We start from the raw sequence: 21,556 nt of genomic DNA on the forward strand, positions 1-21,556 counted from the left end.
CCCCCGCCGCCGCCGCCGCCGCCGAAGCCGCCGGAAACGCCGCCGCCGCCGGTGAAGAACCTGGCGCCGCCGAAGCCGACCCCGCTGCCGCCGCCGCCGGAAGCCCCGGTGATCGACGTGCCGGAGCCGCGCCCGAACGACGTGGCCACCCCGCCGTCGCCGCCTGCGCCGCCGGCCGCGCCCTCCGACATCAGCGCTAGCGTCGATATCTCGTCGAAGAACATGAACCCGCCGAAGTACCCGCCGGCTGCATTCCGGTCGGGCGCGCAGGGTGAGGTGATCCTGATCATCGACGTCGACGCCAGTGGTAACGTCACGAACGTTGCCGTCGAGAAATCCAGCCGCAACCGCGACCTGGACCGCGCCGCCATGGAAGCAGCGCGCAAGTGGCGGTTCAATGCCGCTGTCGTCAATGGACAGAAGACCGCAGGCCGCGTCCGCGTCCCGGTCAACTTCGCGCTGAACTGATACAAAGGTTGCGCGGACCGGCGCACCGCCGGTCCGCAAGCCCTGTCTACTCTTTGCACCACCCTCATCACCACCACACACAACAAAGGTAAGCGTCATGCTGCAGGAAATTTTCATCGCCGCTGCTGCGGGGGGCAACAACGCATCGAACGCCCTGTCGCAGATGGGCTTCGAGCACCTGATCACCGAAATGACCTCCAAGCCGGGTGACTTCGCCGTCTCCTGGGTGGTGCTCATCACCCTGATCATCATGTCCGCCTCGTCCTGGTACTGGACGATCATCAACATCTTCCGCGCCACCCGCCTGAAGAGCCAGGCCGACCGCGTCACCAGCCTGTTCTGGGACACCCCGAATGCCCAGGACGCCATCCGTGCGATGGAAGAGCAGCCGGCCTCCGAGCCGTTCTCGAAGATCGCCCTGGACGCCGCGCAGGCCGCTGCGCACCACCAGCGTGCCGAAGCCGGCACCGGCACCGGCCTGGGCGAGACCCTGAGCCGTTCGGAGTTCGTCGACCGCGCCCTGCGTCAGGCCGTGACCCGCGAAAGCACCAAGCTGCAGTCGGGCATGACCCTGCTGGCGACCGTCGGTGCGACCGCGCCGTTCGTCGGTCTGCTCGGTACCGTGTGGGGCATCTACGGCGCGCTGATCAAGATCGGTGCCACCGGATCCGCCTCGATCGACGCCGTGGCCGGCCCGGTCGGTGAAGCGCTGATCATGACCGCGATCGGTCTGTTCGTCGCGATCCCGGCCGTGTTCGCCTTCAACTTCTTCAGCAAGGTCAACAGCTCGGTGATCGCCAAGTTCGACACCTTCGCTCACGACCTGCACGACTTCTTCGCCACCGGTTCGCGCGTTCGCTGATCCCGGCTAAGTCGTCCACGCAACGTTAACGGAGCCCGTTATGGCTTTCAGTAGTGGTAACAGCGGCGGCCCCATGGCCGACATCAACGTCACGCCCCTCGTGGACGTGATGCTGGTGCTGCTGATCATCTTCATCATCACGGCACCGCTGATGTCCCACAAGGTCAAGGTGGAACTGCCCCAAGCCAACTTGAAGCAGGATCCGGACAAGGACGACAAGCGTTCGAATCCGATCACGCTGGCGGTCAAGGAAGACGGGTCGCTGTACTGGAACGATGAGCCGATCTCCAAGGAAGCCCTGGAGTCGCGCTTCTCGACCGCTGCACAGCAGACCCCGCAGCCGCCGCTCAACCTGCGTGGCGACCGCACCACCAAGATGCGCACGATCAACGAGATCACCAAGATCGCGCAGAGTCAGGGCATGCTGGACGTCGGCTTCGTTGCGACCAAAGAGAAGGGGAACTGAGCCATGGCGTTCAGCTCAGGAGGCGGCCGTGGTCCCATGGCCGACATCAACGTCACGCCGCTGGTCGACGTGATGCTGGTGCTGTTGATCATCTTCATCGTGACCGCGCCGATCATGACGTACCCGATCGACGTGGATCTGCCGCAGCGGGTCATCAACCCGCCGCCGCAGTTGCGCGATCCGCCGCCGCCGATCGATCTGCGGATCGATGCGTCGAACCAGGTGTTCTGGAACAACAGCCCGGTGGCGGTGACTGCGCTCCCGCAGATGATGGAAAACGAAGTCCAGCGCGATCCGACCAACCAGCCGGAACTGCGCATCGATGCCAATCCGGATTCCGAGTACGAAGTGATGGCCAAGGTGCTGGCCGCCGCCAAGAACTCGGACATGAAGAAGATCGGCTTCGTGCAGCAATAAGCTTCACCGCAATTCGCTTCACCGCAACACCTCAGTCATGACGCGACTGCAAACGCCACCGGCAACGGTGGCGTTTTTTTATGCGCGTGGCGGGGGTCCGACTGCCCTGCCCGTTCCGCCGGCGTCGGCCTGCGGCCGAGCGCGTCGCAGGGCGCGCCGCCTGCCGCGCTGGACGCGCTTCGCGCTCGGCTGCCTCTCGGCCCAAGCGGCCGAGAAGCGCACCGAGCGCCTCTACGCGCTGGGGCGTGCGCGCGTGCTGGCGGTGGCCGAGTTCGTGCCCGGCCTGTCGATGGTGACCGTTCTCCGCCCGGGCCACGTCGCCCCTCGCGGCCCCTCGCACACCGCTGCGTTGCGGGTGTAGGCTGGTGACGCGACACCACACCCACAGGAGGCTGGCCATGGCGTTCAGTGCTGCAGGGAATCGAGGACCGCTGGCGGAGATCAATGTCACCCCGCTGGTCGATGTGATGCTGGTGCTGTTGATCATCTTCATCGTCACCGCGCCGATGCTGACGCGCACGATCACCATGGACCTGCCGCAACGAACGTCGGCGCCATCCACGCCTTTGCCGCCGCCCGACCCGATCCAGTTGCGCCTGGATGCCAGCGGCCAGTTGTTCTGGAACGCCGCGCCGCTGCCCTTACGCAATCTGCAGCCGCGTCTGCAGGAGGCCATGGCGCAAGCCGCCGGCAATCCGCCCGAGCTGCGCATCGATGCCAGCCCGGATGCGGAATACGCGTCGATGGCCAAGGTGCTGGCGGCCGCGAAGAACGCCGACGTCAAGCGCATCGGCTTCGTGCAGGCGCACTAGCGAGCGATACGGTAACGCGCGTCAGCAGCGATGCTGGCGCGCGTGCGGTGGCGTGCTTGGCACGCTCTGGCCGCTTCCCTGCCGCTTCCCTGCCGCACCTCGAAGCACGTGAATCGCGGACCTTGTGTTGCGATCGCCCCGTGCGGCCGCGCTCAGGGCAGCGAAGCCAGGGTCCGGCGGCTACCGGTTCGCCGCCAGCACCGCCAGATACGCCTTCACCGTGGCGTCAAGCCCGGCGTACAGCGCCTCGCCGATCAAGGCGTGGCCGATCGAGACCTCCAGCACCTGCGGCACGTTCGCCAGGAACGCGCCGAGGTTGGCCTGGGCGAGGTCGTGGCCGGCGTTGACCCCCAGTCCGGCCGCCTGCGCACGGCGTGCGGCGGCGGCGAACGGCGCCGCCGCGGCGCTGTCGCCCTCGTCCCATGCGGCGGCATAGGGGCCGGTGTAAAGCTCGATGCGGTCGGCGCCCAGTTCGGCCGCCACCGCCAGGTCGGGATTGTCGGCATCGACGAACAGGCTGACCCGGCAGCCCAGCGCCTTCAGCTCGGCGATCAGCGGTCGCAGGCGGTCGCTGTCGCGGCCGAAATCGAAGCCATGGTCGGAGGTGAGTTGGCCGTCGCCGTCGGGCACCAGCGTGGCTTGCGCCGGGCTGGTCTGCGCGCACAGCGCGATCAGCCCCGGATAGCCGGGCCGCGGCGGCGCGAACGGATTGCCTTCGATGTTGAATTCGACGCCGCGGTCGCGGGTGAGCACGGACAGCGCCAGCACGTCCTCGGCATGGATGTGGCGCCGGTCCGGTCGCGGGTGCACGGTGATGCCGTGCGCGCCGGCGTCCAGACAGGCGCGCGCGGCCTCGAGCACGCTGGGCAGGTCGCCGCCGCGCGAATTGCGCAGCACCGCGATCTTGTTGACGTTGACGCTGAGCTTGGTCATCGCCGGTGTACCGGTTACGGCGCCGCGGCGTCGTCGCTGGCGGCGGCCGCGGCGCGGCGCGCCTCGGCCTGCTCGCGCAGGCGGCGCAGTTCGGCCGGGTCGATCATCGGCATCGCGTCGCGCTGGCTGGCGTCGCCGATCTTGGCCACGTACCAGCCGCGCGCCCAGCCCAGCAGGAACGCCAGCGCGGCCAGCAGGCTCACCACCAGCAACCACATGTGCGGCGTCGTGAACGCCAGAACGAAAGCACCCAGCGCGAGCGGCAGAAAGAGCCAGTACATGACGATCTCCCCAAGGATGGCGCAGTGTAGCGCCGCCGGGCATGCAGGTTCCACGTGGTGCGCGGCCGGCCCAGGTCCGGCTGGCGGGGCGCCGCGACCAAGGGCACCTCCAATCACGACGCAAGCCCCACTGCAGGAGCGGCTTCAGTCGCGAGGGGCGTTACCGGGGACTTCCCGTCGCGGCCGAAGCCGCTCCCACGAGGGTGCCGCTGTGTCCGGTTGAGCCATGGCAAAGCGCGTTGTCGGAGATGCGCTACAGCAGCGGCGAGGTCAGCCGCGCCACCGCCTCGGGCAGCCGGTAGCGCCACAGCGAGCGCTTGCGGTCGTCGCGCACGCGCACCGCGTCGGCCATCTCGCCTTCCAGCAGTTCGGCCAGCTGCTTGGTCAGCCCGCGGTCGCGGAACAGCGTGGCGACCTCGAAATTGAGCCGGAAACTGCGATTGTCGAAGTTGGCGCTGCCGACCAGACACAGGTCCTCGTCGGTGATCAGCGCCTTGGTGTGCAGCATGCGCGGGCCGTACTCGTAGATCCGCACGCCGGCCTGCAGCAGTTCGTCGAAGTACGAGCGCGCCGCCAGCGTCACCAGCCGCGAGTCGCTGCGCTTGGGCACCAGCAGGCGCACGTCCAGTCCGCCCAGCGCCGCCGAGGTCAGCGCCATGCGCGCGGCCTCGCCGGGCACGAAGTACGGCGTGACCAGCCACACCCGCCGCTGTGCCTCGTAGATCGATGCGACCTGCAGCCGATGGATGCTCTCCCACGACGAATCCGGGCCCGACACCAGCACCTGCGCCTGGATCGTGCCGGCGTCACGGCTGGGCATGTCGCTGGGCCAGATCCGCGCCATGTCGAAGGCGTCGCGGCCCTGCCGGGTGGCGTACAGCCAGTCCTCCACGAACACCAGCTGCAGGCTGCGCACCACGTGGCCCTCGCAGCGCAGGTGCAGGTCGCGGTAGGCGTCGGCGCGCAACGCCTCGTTCTCCTCGTCGGTGACATTGATGCCACCGGTGAAGGCAATGCGGCCGTCGATCACCACGATCTTGCGGTGGGTGCGCAGGTTGACCCAGGGTCGCTTGAACTTGAACGGCCGCAGCAGCTGCGTGGGATGGAACCAGGCCACCTCGGCACCGGCGTCCAGCAGCGGCCGCAGGAAGCGCTTGCGCACCTGCGAGGAGCCGACCGCATCCAGCAGCAGGCGCACCCGCACGCCGGCGCGGGCGCGCTCGACCAGCGCGTCGCGGATGCGCGTGCCGGTGCGGTCCGGATTGAAGATGTAGTACTCCAGGTGCACGTGGTGCTGCGCGGCGCCGATGTCGCGCACGATCGCCTCGTAGGTGGCCGCGCCGTCGACCAGCCACTGCACCGCGGTGGCCGAGCTCGGCGCCAGGCCGGTGGTGGCCTGGGCGATCTTGGCCAGTTCCGTGCAGTCGGCGTCCGGCGGGCACACGCTGCTGTAGTGCTCCATGCCCGAGCGCGAGCGGCCGCGGCGCAGGCGCTGCCGCTTCACCTTCTGCGGGCCCAGCAGGTAATAGATGACGAAGCCCAGGTAGGGCAAGGCGGCCAGCGACAGCACCCAGCTCAGCGTCGCCGCCGGCTCGCGCTTCTGCAGCACGATCCAACTGCTCAGCCACAGGATGTACAGCAGGTAGGCGGCGGTGACGTAGGCGCCGATGTGCGGGATGCCGGTCAGCCGGTCCCAGGTGTTCTGCAGAGTCGCGATCACGAGCATCGGCGGATTCTAGAGGGTGGCGCGCGTGTTGCGGCGAAGGCGATGCCGGCCTGGCACTTTGGCGGCCGGCCGGATCGCGCGTGACTGCTGTCTGTCTTGCCGGCCCGGCGGCCACCCTGCTCTGCGAACCGGCGCCGCACTGCGTGGGTATGACACGTGTCCGCGGCAGTCGCATGACGCCAAGGCGTCGGCATTCGCATGCGCTGGCGACGACGTCCCGGTCCGGCCAAATGAGGCGTCGGCAAGCACTGCGCGGCTGCGGCTGGGCCGCCGTGGAGTGTCGACCTGCTGTGCTGCCGGTGTCCGATGCGTCCACCAGGTGCGGCGGTGAGCATGTCGCCTGCGTCGGCCTGAAAGATTCAGCGCACCGGCGGGTAGCGTCGCATCCGCCGAGACGGCCGGCGCGTAGCCTATGCTGATGAGCACTGCCATCAAGGGCCGCGGCGCCGGCAGCCACCTGCCGGGCCGCTTCGAGCGGACCGTCAGCCAGGCCGAGGACGACGGCTGGCATCCCGACGACAGCGAGGAATTCGCCGCCCCGCGCCTGCGCACCCAGGTGAGCGAAGAGACCGCGCGCAGCATCATCAGTCGCAACCAGTCGCCGGACGTGGGCTTCGCGCAGTCGGTCAACCCGTACCGCGGCTGCGAGCACGGCTGCAGCTACTGCTTCGCCCGCCCCAGCCACGCTTATCTGAACCTGTCGCCGGGGCTGGACTTCGAGACGCGGCTGTTCGCCAAGACCAATGCGCCGGAGCTGCTGCGCCGAGAGCTGGCCAAGCCCGGCTACGTGCCCAGTCCGATCGCGCTGGGCATCAACACCGACGCCTACCAGCCGATCGAGCGCAAGCTGCAGCTGACCCGCCGCCTGATCGAGGTCTTCGCCGAGACCCGCCACCCGTTCTCGCTGATCACCAAGAACGCGCTGGTCGAACGCGACCTGGATCTGCTGGCGCCGCTGGCCCGCGACAACCTGGTCAGCGTGCATTTCTCGGTGACGTCGCTGGATCCGCGGCTGTCGGCCAGGCTGGAGCCGCGCGCCTCGGCGCCGCACGCGCGGCTGCGGGCGATGCGCACCCTGCACGCGGCCGGGGTGCCGGTCGGAGTGATGGTGGCGCCGGTGATCCCGTGGATCAACGACCACGCGCTGGAAGCGGTGTTGGAAGCGGCCCGCGAATCCGGCGCCGAGTCCGCCGGCTACGTGCTGCTGCGCCTGCCGCACGAGGTGGCGCCGCTGTTCCGCGACTGGCTGCAGGCGCACCACCCCGACCGCGCCGCGCACGTGATGAGCACCGTGCAGCAACTGCGCGGCGGCAAGGACTACGACAGCACCTTCGGCAAGCGCATGCGCGGCGAAGGGGTCTATGCCGACCTGCTGGCACGGCGCTTCGCGCTGGCGCACAAACGACTGGGCTATACCGAGTCCCCGCGCCGCCGCTTGGACTGCAGCCACTTCGTCAAACCGCAGCCGCCGCGCCCGCCGTCGCCACAGGGCGTGCTGTTTTGAGCGGTGATTCGGGATTGGGGATTGGGGATTCGTAAGGGGGCAGGGATTCGGGATTAGGGATTGGGGATTCGCAAGAGCGGCGCGGCGCTGCGGCCCGACGCAGCCACTGAAATCCAGCTGCCAAGAAAGCAGCTTTTTACGAATCTCCAATCCCCAATCCCCAATCCCTGCTTTTTGACGAATCCCCAATCCCGAATCCCTACTCCCTGCCGTACAGCGCCTGCGCCGACTGGAACAAGATCCAGCTCGTCGCGATGAACTTGTCGCCGCGCTGCGGGCGGTTGCCGCGGTGGGTGTGGGTGAAGGCGGTGGGGGCGATCAGCAGGCTGCCGGCGCGCGGGGCGATCTTGCGGCGCTGGAACAGGAACTCGGTCTCGCCCTCTTCGAAATCGTCGTTGAGGTACAGGGTCCACAGCAGGTGCCGGTGCAGGGTCTCGGCGCTCGGATCGCGCGGGTACAGTTCGCAGTGCCAGTACGGATAGCCGCCCTCGCCCGCTTCGTACCACTGCAGGTTGATCGCGCCCGGGCGCAGGCAGGTGCGCGCCAGGTTGGACAGCGCGGCGTCGTCGAGCAGGGTGAAGTCGTCGGCGCCGAGCCGATGCGGCTGGCCGTCGGCGCCCGGTACCTGCAGCATCAGCGGCGAGATCAGGGTCTGTGGGTACTTGCGCAGGTAGCCCAGCAGCCCGCCGAACACCGCCTGCTGCAGCCGCTGTTCCACGTCGCTCCAGGCCTCCAGGCCGCTGATGCGCAGGTCGCGGCTGCGCTTGAGCTCGGGAAACACGCCGCTGCCGACCTCGCCCGGCCGCAACTGGGTGCTGCCGCGCAGGCGGCGCAGGATGACGGCGCAGTCCTCGCGGGACATGGCGCCCTCGAACACTTCGATGAAATCGGGATGCGTGTCGGACATCGCGCGACCTTACCAGTGATTCTCTGGCACCGCAGCTACGGACGGCGCCGGGACGCTGCCGGCCGCGGATGGCTCAGCCATGCGCTGCGACGACGCTTGGGCTGCCGCGGCGTCCGCTGGTGGATGGCTTGGTGGCGGCGCATTGGAGCGCGCGGTGCCGGCGAACCTCAGCCCTTCCGACGACGCTATCTCGGGCAGGCGGCTGGCGAGCCGCGGCCGCCGCAAGGTCATTCCGTGCGGTCAGCGCCGCTGGCGCGTTTGCGCGCCTTGCGCCGTTGATTGTCCGCACGGAGCGCCGCCGTGCAGTCCGCGCTGGTCGGCAGCGTGCTCCGGGTATCGACGGTGTAGAAACCGCCGCAGCCGGGATCGGAACAGCCACACGGGGTGAAGCGTAGCGGATGCTGCGTCAGCCCAAGCCGCTTCTGTCGCGCGTTGGCGCACTCGCCGCGCTTGACGACGTCGATGATTGCGCTGCGCTGCAGGAACTTTCCAGCCACGTGTCTTTCCTCTGCCGGTGTGACCACGGCGCCCGCCCTGCGGCGTGGGAAGCCGTGCGGCAGCGACCGCGGCCGTCATCCATGATAGACGATGGTGTTGTTCCCACCGCCGCCTCAGCGTCGCGGCCGTCGCCATCACGCCAGCGGCGGCGGGTACGGATTCGCCTTGAGCAGGCGCGCCAGATGCGCGGCGTTGCTGGCGGCGGTCCTGATGGTGTCGGCCAGGACCTTCGGTGTCTGTTTCAGGTCCTGGTAGTCGGTGCTGCCCATCGCCTCGCCGACCCAGTACGGCGGGCTGCCGGCGGCGACGCTGAAACCGAAGTCCGTCAGCCCCTGGTACAGATCGGCGCTCACCTTGTGCGCGCCGTCTTCGTTGCCCACCACCGCGACCATGGCCACGCGGTTGAAGGTGGGATAGATGCCGTCGTCGCCGATTTCGCCGAGAAACGCGTCCATGCGCTCCAGCACGCGTTGCGCCAGGCTCGACGGATGGCCCACCCAGATCGGTGTGGCCAGCACGAAGATGTCCGCGTCCAGCACGCGCTGGCGCAGCTGCGGCCAGGCATCGCCCTCGCCTTCGTCCGCGCTGACGCCAGGATGCACGTCGAAGTCGGCCACGCGCGCCGAATCGCCCTGCACGCCGTGCGCGGCCAATGCCTGCAACACCTGGTCGAGCAGCCGCTGGGTGGACGAGGGCGCGGTGCCGCGCTTGAGCGTGCAATTCAGGCCGAAGGCGCGCAGGGACATGGTCCGACTCCACTTGAAAGCCGTGACTCTTGAACATCGACGGTAGCCTAAGCGTCTCGATGGCGTGCAAGGTCCGTGAGTGGACGCTTGCGACTGGAGCTTTCGCCACCGCTGGCACGCTGCACAGCGTCACACCTCCGACCGGACAACCGATCAGCCGGCGGCTGTCTCTTGTGCTTCGAAGATGGTCAGATGCTGGGCGAGTTCGGTGTACTGGAGATAGTCCCAACTCATGTACAGAAACTCGGTGCCGTCCTGCAGGCGCCGTAGTCCGAAGCGTCTGTCCGTACCATCGACCATTCGCCCCCAGTCGAGCAGCTTCTCGGCCTGGAGGATCAGGTGCTGGGTAGTGATCGCGGCGACGCTGAACACGCGTCCGCCGCGTGTGTCCAGGAACGCCTGCACTGTCAGATGCGGGTAGCTCAGACCGAGTTCGGGCTGCTTGATCGCCGCAAGACGCTTTTCGTATTCCGTTCCGGCACCGCTGGGCTTCCGGTAGCGGATCGAAAAGGTCCGGCGATCCTGCCCCCATTGGACACGGCTGGCGATGCTGCGCATGCCAATACGGTTGCCTACCACCTGCCACGCATCGATGCCGGCCAATGTGTCCATATCAAGCGCCAGCGCCGTGTCCACGTTTGCCTCGACCAGGTGTAGATCGCCACCGCCGATACGTGGATGTGCGGCGATGAGCGGCCACACCCGTGTCTGGAAATCGGACGCGCTTTGCGAAAGGTTGGACTGAAACTGAGATGGACCATCCATGTAGTGCTTCATTCGCGTTCGACTGTGCGCTGGATGCTAAGCGCCGTGCGTGGCTGTGGTACCGCAAGACAGCGATTTGTCTACTCTCGCCGACACATGGATCCGAGTGACCGCTGCTGCACAAGGCCCATCGTGCAAGACGACACCCTGGCGTGCGCTAGGCGCCGGCTAGGGTCTGTCCGATGGCGCCGAATTGCCGCGGATCGCGATGCCGAGCAGGGCCAGCCACACTGCCAGCGCCAGCAGGGTCGGTAGCTCGAAGTGGCTGGAGTTGTACAAGGTGAAGCTCCTGGCGGCGAAGAACAGCAGCGTCCACAGTGCCAGGTTGACCAGCACGATCCGCCGCCGCCAGCGGTGGCGGGTGAACAGGGCGATGACGGTGGGCATCAGCGCGACCGGTGCGGTGGCGAAGAAGAACAGCACGACGAGGGTCTGGTTCATGGGTTGCTCCCGCCCGGTACGACCAGGTGTACGCGACGACCGTCAGCGATCAGCGCACTCCGCGCATGCCGCCGGACTGCCGCTACCCTACCGCAGTCGCGCCGCCGCGCCACGGCCGTTGCGCAAGCGGCCGTGACGTGCCTCCCACACGCCCTGTGGTCTTCGGGCGCGGCTGGTCATACGCGCCCAGCCGCCCGCACCCAAGTTGCGGGTCAGTACGAAAGATCGACGTACTGAACCCGCTTGGCGCCGAACGCACTGCAGCCTTCGCTGGTGGCGTAGTGCAGGACGACCGGAGTCCGCGTACTCGCCGCGGCGAGGATGGCGGAATACTTTTCCTTCGCGATCGAGTCCACCGAAAAATCGATGACCCATCGTCCGTCCGCCGGGCACTCATTGTTGGTCGGCTGGTTCTCCAGCCAGATGGAGGCGTAATTGCCTTCGACCACGAACCGGATGATCTTCCCTTGTTGCGCGGTGTCGGCAAGCGCGCTTCCGCAGACAAGCAGCAACAGCATTCCAAGTACGACTTTCATTGCGTTTCCCCCTGAGCTAAAACCGTTGCGTCCATCCACTACCGATACGGTATCGGCGACGGGACATCCTGCGATGAAACACAGCCATCGACATGCCCACGTCGGCACCAGGCCAACGCGGGTGATATGAGCAATAAAGATCCCCGCTTTCATCGTGGCGCCTGCAACAACACCCCTGTGCAGACAGCCGGCCATCTACGTCGAGCCGCTTCGCCTGGGACTATACGACAGCGTCAATGGCAATCGCTATCGGCAGACCGCCATCTGGCCGCCCGTTTGCATGGGAAACGCTCATTGAGGACGGGCGTCGTGCTCCAGGTGATACCGCACGGCCTCGGCCACTTCGTTCTTCGAGCCCAGGAACACCGGCACGCGCTGGTGCAGTTGTTCCGGCTGCAGGCCGAGGATGCGCGCGCGGCCGGTGCTGGCGGCGCCGCCGGCCTGCTCCACCAGCATGCCCATCGGGTTGGCTTCGTACATCAGCCGCAGCTTGCCGGCCTTGCCCGGGTCCTTCTTGTCCCACGGGTAGATGAAGATGCCGCCGCGGGTGAGGATGCGGTGCACGTCGGCGACCATGCTGGCGATCCAGCGCATGTTGAAGTTCTTGCCGCGCACGCCTTCGCTGCCGGCCAGCAGGTCGGCCACGTACTGCTGCATCGGCGCCTCCCAGTGCCGCTGGTTGGACATGTTGATCGCGAACTCGGCGGTGTCCTCGGGAACGCGCATGTCGGCCTGGGTCAGCAGGAAGCTGCCCTCCTCGCGCTCCAGGGTGAAGGCGTGGGTCCCGTGGCCCAGGGTCAGCACCAGCATCGTGCTGGGGCCGTAGATGCAGTAGCCGGCCGCGACCTGCGCGGTGCCCGGCTGCAGGAAATGCTCGTCGCCGGGCTTGTCGGTGCCCGGCGGCGCGCGCAGCACCGAGAAGATGGTGCCGACCGAGACGTTGACGTCGATGTTGGAGCTGCCGTCCAGCGGATCGAACAGCAGCAGGAAATCGCCGCTGGGGTACTTGTCGGGCACCGGCTGGCAGTGGTCCATCTCTTCGGAGGCGCAGGCGGCGAGGTGGCCGCCCCAGGCGTTGGCTTCGAGCAGGATGTCGTTGCTGAGCACGTCCAGCTTCTTCTGCGCTTCGCCCTGCACGTTGCCGGTGCCGGCATCGCCGAGCACGCCGCCCAGGGCGCCCTTGCTGACCGCGATGGAGATGCGCTTGCAGGCGCGGGACACGATCGTGATGAGCTGGCGCAGTTCCGGGCCGATACGCCCGGCATGCTGTTCTTCGATCAGGAAGCGGGTCAGCGACGTTCGCGACATGGGCAGGACGGCCTTGCGTGAGAAGGGGCCGCCATTGTCGCGGGTTGCGCGGCAGATTTCGATCAGCCGTGTTCCGCGAACGCGCGGTGCGCGCAGACGCAGCCGCCAGAGAGGCACAAAAAAGCCGGAAGCGCAGGCACTTCCGGCTTCGGGGCAGGACCGCGGGGGCTCAGCCCTTGTGCACGGTCGCCACGGCCTGGGTCACGTAGTCCAGGTTGTTCTGGCTCAGCGCGGCCACGCAGATGCGGCCGGTGCCGACCGCGTAGATGCCGAACTCCTCGCGCAGCCGATCCACCTGCACCTTGCTCAGGCCCGAGTAGGAGAACATGCCGGCCTGCTGCTGGATGAAGCCGAACTCCGGCGCGCCCAGGGCGGCCAGCTTCTGCACCATGCCGGCGCGCAGGGCGTGGATGCGCTCGCGCATCTCGGTCAGCTCCTGCTCCCACATCGCGCGCAGTTCCGGGCTGTTGAGCACCCCGGCGACCAGAGCGGCGCCGTGCGTGGACGGGCTGGAGTAGATGGTGCGGATGATGCGCTTGACCTGCGACTGCACCGCCTTGCTCTCGGCGGCGTTGGCCGAGACCACCGACAGCGCGCCGACGCGCTCGCCATACAGCGAGAACGACTTGGAGTAGGAACTGGCGACCACGTAGTTGTCGATGCCGACCTCGGCCAGCAGGCGCACCGCGTAGGCGTCGGCGTCGATGCCCTTGTCGAAGCCCTGGTAGGCGATGTCCACGAACGGGAACAGGTTGCGTTCCTTCAGCAGCTCGGCCACGGTGCGCCACTGCGCCTGGCTCAGGTCGGCGCCGGTCGGGTTGTGGCAGCAGGCATGCAGAAGCACCACGCTGCAAGGTGCGAGCGCGCGCAGGTCGGCGAGCATGCCGTCGAAGTTCAGGCCGTGGCTGGCCGGGTCGAAGTAGGTGTACTCGACCACGTCGAAGCCGGCGGCGCCGAATACCGCGCGGTGGTTCTCCCAGCTCGGGTTGCTGATGGCGATGGTGGAGGTGGACAGCAGCTTCTTCAGCAGGTCCGCGCCCACGCGCAGCGCGCCGCTGCCGCCAATGGTCTGCGAGGTGGCCACGCGGCCGGCGGCCAGCAGCGGCGACTCGGCGCCGAACAGCAGCTTCTGCGTGGCCAGATCGTAGGCGGGCAGGCCGTCGATCGGCAGGTAGCCGCGCGGCTTGGCCTCCTGCGCCAGCTGCTGCTCGATCTGCTGCACGGCGCGCAGCAGCGGGATGCGGCCGTTTTCGTCGTAGTAGATGCCCACGCCCAGGTTGACCTTGGTCGGGCGGGAGTCGGCGTTGTAGGCCTCGGTCAGGCCCAGGATCGGGTCGCCTGGGACCTGTTCCACGTTTGCAAAGAAGGACACGGCGGTACTCGTTCGGTGGCGGAGGTGGGGGCCGGAAGGACCGGAGCCGGCACGGTCAAACGCCTCATCCTAACAAACGCTGCCGCGCTTGGCCGGGTGCGGCCCGGCGGCACATGGGCGATGATGGCGCATGTCCGTTCCCCTCCCCTTCGCCCCGCTCTGCGGGGCCTGCGCTCTGGCGCTGTCTTCCCTTGTCCGTGCCGCCCCCGGCGAGGATCCCGCCACCACCCTGCCCGCGCTGCAGGTCCAGGCCGCCCGCGTCGGTGGCGTGGCCGATTTCGACCTGCCGGCGTCGCTGACCACCACCGGCCTGGGCGACAGCGACCGTCTCGGCGTGCAGGCCTCCGAAGCGCTGGCCGGCGTGCCCGGCCTGCTCGCGCGCGACCGCCAGAACTATGCGCAGGACACCCAGCTGTCGATCCGCGGCTTCGGCGCGCGCTCTGCGTTCGGTGTGCGCGGCGTGCGCCTGCTGCTGGACGGCATCCCGGCGACGATGCCGGACGGCCAGGGCCAGCTGTCCAACTTCAACCTGTTCGGCAGCGAGCGCGTCGAGGTGCTGCGCGGCCCGTTCTCGGCGCTGTACGGCAACTCCTCCGGCGGCGTGGTGCAGCTGTGGAGCGCCGACGGCCAGCCGGACGATCCGTGGCGGCTGCGCAGCGCGATCGGCAGCCACGGCACCGCCGCCCTCAGCGCGCAGGCGCTGGGCCAGCAGGGCGACGTCCACTACAACCTGGCCGCCACCCATTTCAGCACCGACGGCTACCGCGACCACAGCCACGCCCAGCGCACCACCTTCAACGCCAAGATCGGCATCGACCTGGCGCCCGGGCGGCGCCTGGAGCTGCTGCTCAACGCGCTGGAAGCGCCTGACGCGCAGGATCCGCTGGGCCTGAGCCGCGCCCAGGCCGCGGCCGACCCGCGCCAGGCCACCGCCGCGGCCGGCCAGTTCGATACCCGCAAGTCCACCCGCCAGGTGCAGGCCGGCGCGATCTTCACCCAGCAGGTGGACCAGCAGACCTGGCGGCTGATGGGCTACGCCGGACGCCGCGACGTCACCCAATACCTGTCGGTTCCGGTGAGCGCACAGAGCAACCCGCTCAACGCCGGCGGCGTGATCGACCTGGACGGCGACTACGGCGGCCTCGACGCGCGCTGGGCCTGGCAGGGCGAACTGGGCGGCCGCCCGTTCCAGTTCACCGTCGGCGCCAATGCCGACCGCCAGCAACAGCACCGCACCGGCTACGAGAACTTCGTCGGCAGTACGCTCGGGGTGAAGGGCCGGCTGCGCCGCGACCAGCAGGACCGGGTGGAGAACGTGGACCAGTTCGCCCAGGCCTGGTGGCAGTTCGCCGAGCGCTGGTCGCTGCTGGCCGGGCTGCGCCATAGCCAGGTGCGGTTCCGCTCGGACGACGCCTACATCGTCGGCCGCAACCCCGACGACAGCGGCCGCACCGACTATGCGGCGACCACGCCGGTGGCCGGGTTGGTGCTGCGCGTCAGCGACGACCTGCGGCTCTACGCCTCGGCCGGGCGCGGGTTCGAGACGCCGACCTTCAACGAACTGGGCTACCGCCGCGACGGCGGCGCCGGCCTGGCGCTGGACCTGGCCGCCGCGCGCAGCCAGAACCTGGAACTGGGCGCGAAGTGGCGTAACGCCGCCGGCGCCAGCTGGGACGCGGCCCTGTTCCGCGCCAGCACCGACGACGAGCTTGCGGTGGCCAGCAACACCAACGGCCGCAGCACCTACCGCAACATCGGCCGCACCCGCCGCCAGGGCGCCGAGACCAGCCTGACCCTGCCGCTGGGCGACAGCGCACAGCTGCAGGTGGCCTACACCTGGCTGCAGGCGACGGTGCGCCAGGCCTACCTGACCTGTGCCAGCAGCGGCTGCGCGACGCCCACCGCCGTGGTGGCCGCCGGCACCCGTCTGCCCGGCGTGCCGCAGCAGCAACTGTTCGCGCGCTGGCAGTGGCAGCCGCGGGCCTGGCAGTTCGCAGTGGAGGGCGTGGCCGCCGGCGACACCGTGGTCAACGACCTGGCCAGCGAGGCCGCACCCGGCTATGCGCTGCTCAACCTGGAAGCGGCGCGGCGCTGGACCACCGCGCACGGCACCCTGCGCACCTTCGCGCGCATCGACAACGCGTTCGATCGCCGCTACATCGGCTCGGTCATCGTCAACGACGGCAATGGGCGTTACTACGAGCCGGGCCCGGATCGCAGCTATACGGTCGGGTTGCAGTGGGACATGCCGCACTAGCCGAGAGAAGCTGCCAGTCGATCGCCTGTTGGACGTGCCGCCTCCGGACGCCATATGTACACCCCGCATCCCAGCGCAGAACTTCGCCGGCACTTCAGCGAACGTCCGTTTCAAGGAGCAGCTCCATGGGACGCACGCTTTTTGTTCGTTGGGCTCGATGCGAACTATGCACCTGACATTGAGCGCAGCCCGATCTTCCCCGAACTGCTGCGCTATCACCAGGACGGCGTGGACTTCTGGCACCAGCACGGTTTCCACCATCCGTTTCTCCTGCCCGGCTACCGCGGGGATGGCCGGCGCTACCACCGCAACTTCGCGCGACTGGGCTTCCTGCCGCGAGACGCCGCGGAGGTGTCGTTCGTCGAACTGCTGCATCTGCCAACGGTCGGACGCAACTCCTTGGTGGTGTCCGATCTGGATCCCAGCCACCTGCGCATGCTCGATGCGGCGATGCGTCAGGGGCGAGCGCAGCACGTGTTCGTTTCCGCAGGCGTTGCGCGACTGCTGCGTCGCCTGCCGTCGTTCGGCTGGCTACGTGCGCAGCCACTGATCGGCGATGGCCTGCCACAGCTGTACGCCGATGGCGGTCGCTGCGTCCATCAGCATCTGCACCTGTCGAACTACGGCAAGTTCGAGGCGCAGATGCGGCATGAGGCGCACGCGGTAGCGGCGCTACGGCAGGAGTCGCTTGGCAGCCTCGTGTGAATCCGTACCAGGTGCCGTGGTGTCTACACATTGCGCCGCCACTGCAAGCCGTCTACCAAACGCACTGCACCTGTCTACGCGAACCGGCAGCGGACGCTGGCGGCGCGCTTTGCGGCGGCGCTAGCGTAGTGACACCCCCGCACACCGCCATGCTCTCTCCAGGAGACGCACCATGAGCACATCCGACGACAGCCGCGACAACGCCGGCACCAAGAGCAAACCCGCATTGGCCGAAGGCGTCAGTGCCACGCCGTACCAAGGCACCTTCACGGTGGTCAATTGCACCGGCCAGACGATCAGCAACGTCAGTGTCAAACACACCTGTGGCGACTACATGGATCCGGCCGCATCGGCGTCGCTGCTGGCGGGTGGCACCATCGCCTCCATACCGCTACGTGCGCAAACCGGCTCCAACGACTATTGGAACCTGTCGTTCCAGATGAGCGACGGCAGCTCGCGTAGCCGCAACAGCAAACAATGCAATTACGTGCAGGGTGATGCGCCGGGGACCTGCATCATCGCGCTGTACGCAAGCAGCTTCAGTGTGCTGACGCCGGTCAGCTCGCCGTGCATGAACAACAGCTACGACTGAGCCGTCGTGCATGCGCTTGCCGCTGCCGCTTCCCGGCCGCGGCAAACCGCTGTAGGAGCGGCTTCAGCCGCGATGGGCGTTACCGGGATGCCCGTCGCGGCTGAAGCCGCTCCTACAGACGATCCAGGGCTAGCCGGATCGCGCGGCTTCTTGCCGAAGAGGTCCCCCGCGTCTGCGCCCGCCTGCTCTAATGCATCCCCAACTGCAGCCGCCGGTACAGCGTGCTGCGGCTGATGCCCAATCGGCGTGCGGCCTGCGAGACGTTGCCGTCGCAGGCGTCCAGGGCTTGGCGCATGGCCTGCAGCGCCAGGCTGTCGAGATCGGCGGCCGGCAGCGGCGACGGTGCGACGTGGGCGCCGCCCTGCTCTGCCGCGCGGATGCCGGGCAGATAGGCCGGCAAGGCGTCGATATCCACCAGCGCGTCCGGCTCGCTCAGCGCCACCAGGGTGCGCAGGCAGGCCACCAGCTGGCGCAGATTGCCCGGCCACGCATAGGCGCTCAGCGTCGCCAGCGCCGCCGCGGTCAGGCGCCTGCCCTGCCCCAGCCGCGCCCACAGGTCGGCGACCAACGCACGCCGGTCCGGATGCGCGCGCAGCGCCGGCACCTGCACGCAGTGGTGGGCGATGCGGTAGTACAGGTCGGGCCGGAAGCGCTGCTCGGCCATCGCCGCGTCCAGGTCGCGGTGGGTGGCACAGATCAGGGCGAAATCCAGTTTCACCGGCTTGCCGCCGCCCAGCGGCAGCAATTCGCGTTCCTGCAGCACGCGCAACAGCCGCGGCTGCAGGGCCAGCGGCATGTCGCCGATCTCGTCCAGGAACAGCACGCCGCCATCGGCCTGGCGCAGCAGGCCCGGGCTGCCGTGCTTGCGCGCGCCGGTGAAGGCGCCATCCTCGTAGCCGAACAGTTCCGCTTCGATCAGGCCTTCCGGCAGCGCGGCGCAGTTGACCGCAACGAACGGCCGCCCGGCGCGCGCGCTGCGCCGGTGCAGTTCGCGCGCGAACACTTCCTTGCCGGTACCGGTCTCGCCCTGCACCAGCACCGGCAGGTGCGCGTCGAGCACGCGCCGCGCACGTTCCAGCGCCAGCTCCTGCGTGGCATCGAACAGCGGCGCGTCGGACGCCGCCGCGGCCGAGGATCGCGACGCGGTCACGGTGATCGGCGCCTGTTGCGGGCGCCGCCGTGGACGGTCGTCGGCCGGGCTGTCGATGCGTCCGTGCAGCGCCCGACCCTGCAGGTCGAACACGCTGCCCTGCTGGCGCAACCGCGACAGCGGCTCCTCGAACAGCGCCTCGTAGGGCGCACGGCCGAGTTCGTGGCGTTCCAGCCCGAATAGCCGCAACCCGGCCTGGTTGGCGGCCACCAGGCGGCCGTTGCGGAATGCCAGCAGCGCCTCGCGTGCGGTGCCGAGCAGCGCCGGGTCGTGGTGCACCCGCAGCAGCTCGCAGCCGGCAATGCCGTCGTCGAAATAGCGGTGCTCGATGTTGGCCACCGCCATCCGCGCCAGTGCCAGCGCATGCATGTGCTGCACGCTGGCGTCGCCGGAGATGTCGAGCACGCCGGCCAGGGCGCCGTACGGATCGAAGATCGGCACCGCGGCGCAACTGAGGATCTGGTGCGGCGCGAAGTAGTGCTCGCCGCCGCGCACCTCCACCGAGCGGCTTTCGACGATGGCGGTACCGATCGCATTGGTGCCGACCTGGGTTTCGCTCCAGCAGGCGCCGGGCATCAGCGCCACCCTGCCCGCCTTGTCCAGGAAGCGCGGGCTGCCTTCGGCGTCGAGGATCCAGCCGGCCTCGTCGGTGAGCAGCACGATGCTGCCGGTGGCCGCGGCGTCGCCGGCCAGGCCCTCCAGTTCGGCGCGGGCCAGCCGCCACAGGCGCTCGTGCGCTTCGCGCAGGGCGCGCAGGCGCGAGGCTTCCAGCGGCTCGATCGCCGGTTGCGCGTCCGCGGCCAGGCCCAGGCGCTGGCAGCGCTGCCACGACTGCAGGATGGTGTCGGGCACCTGCCCGACCGGCGCGCCGCCGCGTTCGAAGAACGCGCGGCGGGCCTGGCCGAGCTGATGTTGCGAGGGTTGCTGCGCCATGTCCGGCTCCGCTGTCGCAGATTGCGACACATGGTGATACGGGTGTTCCGATAAACAGCACATCCGCCGGCGCGGCGCAATCGAAAGGTGTGACGCGTCGCAGCAAAACCAGCACGCGTGCGTCGATGTATCGCGGCACGACGAGGTGACGCGGCGCAGCACGCAAAACCTGGCATCGGTCTTGCGCCTACGCAGCTACCCGGACGGGCCTGCCCTGTCCTTCTCGACCGCCGAAGGAGACACCACGATGAATGCCGTCAGCACCGCCAAGCCGCATGCCACCGATCCGCAGTCCATCTTCAAGTCGCGCTACGGCAACTTCATCGGCGGCAAGTGGGTGGAGCCGAAGAGCGGTCAGTACTTCGACAACAGCACGCCGATCAGCGGCAAGGTGTTCACTTCGGTGGCGCGCTCCAACGCCGAGGACATCGAGGCCGCGCTCGATGCCGCGCATGCCGCCAAGGACGCCTGGGGCAAGACCTCCAGCACCGAGCGCAGCAACATGCTGCTGAAGATCGCCGACCGCATCGAGCAGAACCTGGAGCTGCTGGCCTACGCCGAGACCTGGGACAACGGCAAGCCGGTACGCGAGACGCTCAACGCCGATGTGCCGTTGTGCGTGGATCACTTCCGCTACTTCGCCGGCGCGGTGCGCGCGCAGGAAGGCGGCATCTCCGAGATCGACCACGACACCATCGCCTACCACTTCCACGAACCGCTCGGCGTGGTCGGGCAGATCATCCCGTGGAACTTCCCGCTGCTGATGGCGTGCTGGAAGCTGGCACCGGCGCTGGCCGCGGGCAACTGCGTGGTGATGAAGCCGGCCGAGCAGACCCCGGCCTCGATCCTGGTGCTGATGGAGGTCATCGGCGACCTGCTGCCGCCGGGCGTGCTCAACGTGGTCAACGGCTTCGGCCTGGAGGCGGGCAAGCCGCTGGCCAGCAACCCGCGCATCGCCAAGATCGCCTTCACCGGCGAGACCACCACCGGCCGGCTGATCATGCAGTACGCCAGCCAGAACCTGATCCCGGTGACGCTGGAGCTGGGCGGCAAGTCGCCCAACATCTTCTTCGCCGACGTGATGGCCGAGGACGACGATTTCCTCGACAAGGCGGTGGAAGGCTTCGTGCTGTTCGCCTTCAACCAGGGCGAGGTGTGCACCTGCCCGTCGCGCGCGCTGATCCAGGAATCGATCTACGACAAGTTCATGGAGAAGGCGCTCAAGCGGGTGGCGGCGATCAAGCAGGGCAACCCGCTCGACCCCAACACCATGGTCGGCGCGCAGGCCTCAGGCGAGCAGTTGGAGAAGATCCTGTCCTACATCGACATCGGCAAGCAGGAAGGCGCCGAGGTGCTGATCGGCGGCGAGCGCAACGCGCTGGACGGCGAGCTGGCCGGCGGCTTCTACGTCAAGCCGACGGTGTTCAAGGGCCACAACAAGATGCGCATCTTCCAGGAGGAGATCTTCGGCCCGGTGGTGTCGGTGACCACCTTCAAGGACGAGGCCGAGGCGCTGGCGATCGCCAACGACACGCTGTACGGGCTCGGCGCCGGCGTGTGGAGCCGCGATGCCGCGCGGCTGTACCGCATGGGCCGCGCGATCCAGGCCGGGCGCGTGTGGACCAACTGCTATCACGCCTATCCGGCGCATGCCGCGTTCGGCGGCTACAAGCAGTCGGGCATCGGCCGCGAGAACCACAAGATGATGCTCGACCACTACCAGCAGACCAAGAACCTGCTGGTCAGCTACTCGCCGAAGGCGCTGGGCTTCTTCTGATGCGCAGGGCAGGGCGGCGGCACGCGGCAGGCGTGTCGTCGCCCTGCCGCCAACTGATCTGGATCAAGGCACTCCGTCGCCGGTCGCGCGATGGTGACAG

Annotated in this window: 22 protein-coding genes; 10 read left to right on the forward strand and 12 right to left on the reverse strand. The window is 68.4% G+C overall.

Annotated features, from left to right (window positions below; genetic code table 11):
- The 5 genes from ACP93_RS13370 to ACP93_RS13395 all read left to right on the forward strand — a co-directional run.
- Positions 1-468, forward strand: a 468-nt coding sequence (locus ACP93_RS13370; protein ID WP_048491175.1) for an energy transducer TonB, incomplete at its 5' end; no start/stop codon positions are given.
- 97 nt (positions 469-565) lie between these two features.
- Positions 566-1,330: a TonB-system energizer ExbB gene (exbB, locus tag ACP93_RS13375; protein WP_010340667.1), complete on the forward strand. Its 765-nt coding sequence runs from the start codon at positions 566-568 to the stop codon at positions 1,328-1,330.
- 40 nt (positions 1,331-1,370) lie between these two features.
- The gene (locus ACP93_RS13380; protein WP_010340666.1) at positions 1,371-1,796 is read left to right on the forward strand and encodes an ExbD/TolR family protein; all 426 of its coding nucleotides are present in this window, start codon (positions 1,371-1,373) and stop codon (positions 1,794-1,796) included.
- Between the two features lie 3 nt (positions 1,797-1,799).
- On the forward strand, positions 1,800-2,213 hold the full coding sequence (locus tag ACP93_RS13385) for an ExbD/TolR family protein (RefSeq protein WP_026143210.1): 414 nt from the start codon (positions 1,800-1,802) through the stop codon (positions 2,211-2,213).
- A 398-nt stretch (positions 2,214-2,611) separates the two neighbouring features.
- Positions 2,612-3,025 carry an ExbD/TolR family protein gene (locus tag ACP93_RS13395; RefSeq protein ID WP_048491177.1) on the forward strand — a complete coding sequence of 138 codons (414 nt, stop codon included), beginning with the start codon at positions 2,612-2,614 and terminating at the stop codon, positions 3,023-3,025.
- A 180-nt stretch (positions 3,026-3,205) separates the two neighbouring features.
- On the opposite strand, the gene ACP93_RS13400 is transcribed toward ACP93_RS13395, so the two are convergent.
- The 3 genes from ACP93_RS13400 to cls form a co-directional block, all read right to left on the reverse strand.
- The gene (locus tag ACP93_RS13400) at positions 3,206-3,958 is read right to left on the reverse strand and encodes a pyridoxine 5'-phosphate synthase (RefSeq protein WP_048491178.1); all 753 of its coding nucleotides are present in this window, start codon (positions 3,956-3,958) and stop codon (positions 3,206-3,208) included.
- A 14-nt stretch (positions 3,959-3,972) separates the two neighbouring features.
- Positions 3,973-4,239: a hypothetical protein gene (locus tag ACP93_RS13405; protein ID WP_048491179.1), complete on the reverse strand. Its 267-nt coding sequence runs from the start codon at positions 4,237-4,239 to the stop codon at positions 3,973-3,975.
- A gap of 253 nt (positions 4,240-4,492) precedes the next feature.
- Positions 4,493-5,965 (reverse strand): cardiolipin synthase, encoded by a 1,473-nt coding sequence (gene cls / locus ACP93_RS13410; protein WP_048491180.1) that lies wholly within the window; start codon positions 5,963-5,965, stop codon positions 4,493-4,495.
- Between the two features lie 418 nt (positions 5,966-6,383).
- On the opposite strand from cls, the gene ACP93_RS13415 reads away from it, so the two are divergent.
- Positions 6,384-7,469 (forward strand): PA0069 family radical SAM protein, encoded by a 1,086-nt coding sequence (locus tag ACP93_RS13415; protein ID WP_048491240.1) that lies wholly within the window; start codon positions 6,384-6,386, stop codon positions 7,467-7,469.
- Between the two features lie 199 nt (positions 7,470-7,668).
- Here the strand turns inward: ACP93_RS13415 and ACP93_RS13420 are convergent, their stop codons facing one another.
- From ACP93_RS13420 to ACP93_RS13455, 8 genes are all read right to left on the reverse strand, one after another.
- Positions 7,669-8,376 (reverse strand): 2OG-Fe(II) oxygenase, encoded by a 708-nt coding sequence (locus ACP93_RS13420; RefSeq protein WP_048491181.1) that lies wholly within the window; start codon positions 8,374-8,376, stop codon positions 7,669-7,671.
- A gap of 227 nt (positions 8,377-8,603) precedes the next feature.
- Positions 8,604-8,873 (reverse strand): hypothetical protein, encoded by a 270-nt coding sequence (locus ACP93_RS13425; RefSeq protein WP_131721627.1) that lies wholly within the window; start codon positions 8,871-8,873, stop codon positions 8,604-8,606.
- A 135-nt stretch (positions 8,874-9,008) separates the two neighbouring features.
- Positions 9,009-9,620: a flavodoxin family protein gene (locus tag ACP93_RS13430; protein ID WP_048491183.1), complete on the reverse strand. Its 612-nt coding sequence runs from the start codon at positions 9,618-9,620 to the stop codon at positions 9,009-9,011.
- Between the two features lie 153 nt (positions 9,621-9,773).
- Entirely contained in the window at positions 9,774-10,397 is a 624-nt protein-coding gene (locus tag ACP93_RS13435; protein ID WP_048491184.1) for a hypothetical protein, read from the reverse strand.
- A 156-nt stretch (positions 10,398-10,553) separates the two neighbouring features.
- On the reverse strand, positions 10,554-10,826 hold the full coding sequence (locus tag ACP93_RS13440; RefSeq protein ID WP_048491185.1) for a hypothetical protein: 273 nt from the start codon (positions 10,824-10,826) through the stop codon (positions 10,554-10,556).
- A 212-nt stretch (positions 10,827-11,038) separates the two neighbouring features.
- Positions 11,039-11,515 carry a hypothetical protein gene (locus tag ACP93_RS13445; protein WP_228136034.1) on the reverse strand — a complete coding sequence of 159 codons (477 nt, stop codon included), beginning with the start codon at positions 11,513-11,515 and terminating at the stop codon, positions 11,039-11,041.
- A gap of 138 nt (positions 11,516-11,653) precedes the next feature.
- Complete coding sequence (locus ACP93_RS13450) at positions 11,654-12,670, reverse strand: class 1 fructose-bisphosphatase (RefSeq protein ID WP_048491187.1); 1,017 nt, start codon at positions 12,668-12,670, stop codon at positions 11,654-11,656.
- Between the two features lie 169 nt (positions 12,671-12,839).
- Positions 12,840-14,042, reverse strand: a complete 1,203-nt coding sequence (locus tag ACP93_RS13455) for an amino acid aminotransferase (RefSeq protein ID WP_048491188.1) — start codon at positions 14,040-14,042, stop codon at positions 12,840-12,842.
- A 130-nt stretch (positions 14,043-14,172) separates the two neighbouring features.
- Between ACP93_RS13455 and ACP93_RS13460 the strand changes: the two genes are divergently transcribed.
- From ACP93_RS13460 to ACP93_RS13470, 3 genes are all read left to right on the forward strand, one after another.
- Positions 14,173-16,299, forward strand: coding sequence for a TonB-dependent receptor family protein (locus ACP93_RS13460; RefSeq protein WP_048491189.1), 2,127 nt, complete (start codon positions 14,173-14,175; stop codon positions 16,297-16,299).
- Positions 16,300-16,353: 54 nt separating this feature from the next.
- Complete coding sequence (locus ACP93_RS13465) at positions 16,354-17,004, forward strand: hypothetical protein (protein WP_048491190.1); 651 nt, start codon at positions 16,354-16,356, stop codon at positions 17,002-17,004.
- 172 nt (positions 17,005-17,176) lie between these two features.
- On the forward strand, positions 17,177-17,596 hold the full coding sequence (locus ACP93_RS13470) for a hypothetical protein (RefSeq protein WP_048491191.1): 420 nt from the start codon (positions 17,177-17,179) through the stop codon (positions 17,594-17,596).
- A 187-nt stretch (positions 17,597-17,783) separates the two neighbouring features.
- On the opposite strand, the gene ACP93_RS13475 is transcribed toward ACP93_RS13470, so the two are convergent.
- On the reverse strand, positions 17,784-19,679 hold the full coding sequence (locus ACP93_RS13475; RefSeq protein ID WP_048491192.1) for a sigma-54-dependent Fis family transcriptional regulator: 1,896 nt from the start codon (positions 19,677-19,679) through the stop codon (positions 17,784-17,786).
- 247 nt (positions 19,680-19,926) lie between these two features.
- On the opposite strand from ACP93_RS13475, the gene adh reads away from it, so the two are divergent.
- The gene (gene adh, locus ACP93_RS13480) at positions 19,927-21,456 is read left to right on the forward strand and encodes an aldehyde dehydrogenase (RefSeq protein WP_048491241.1); all 1,530 of its coding nucleotides are present in this window, start codon (positions 19,927-19,929) and stop codon (positions 21,454-21,456) included.
- The last annotated feature ends 100 nt before the right edge of the window (positions 21,457-21,556 follow it).

The sequence above is a fragment of the Xanthomonas sp. NCPPB 1128 genome (assembly GCF_001043115.1).
Lineage (GTDB): Bacteria > Pseudomonadota > Gammaproteobacteria > Xanthomonadales > Xanthomonadaceae > Xanthomonas_A.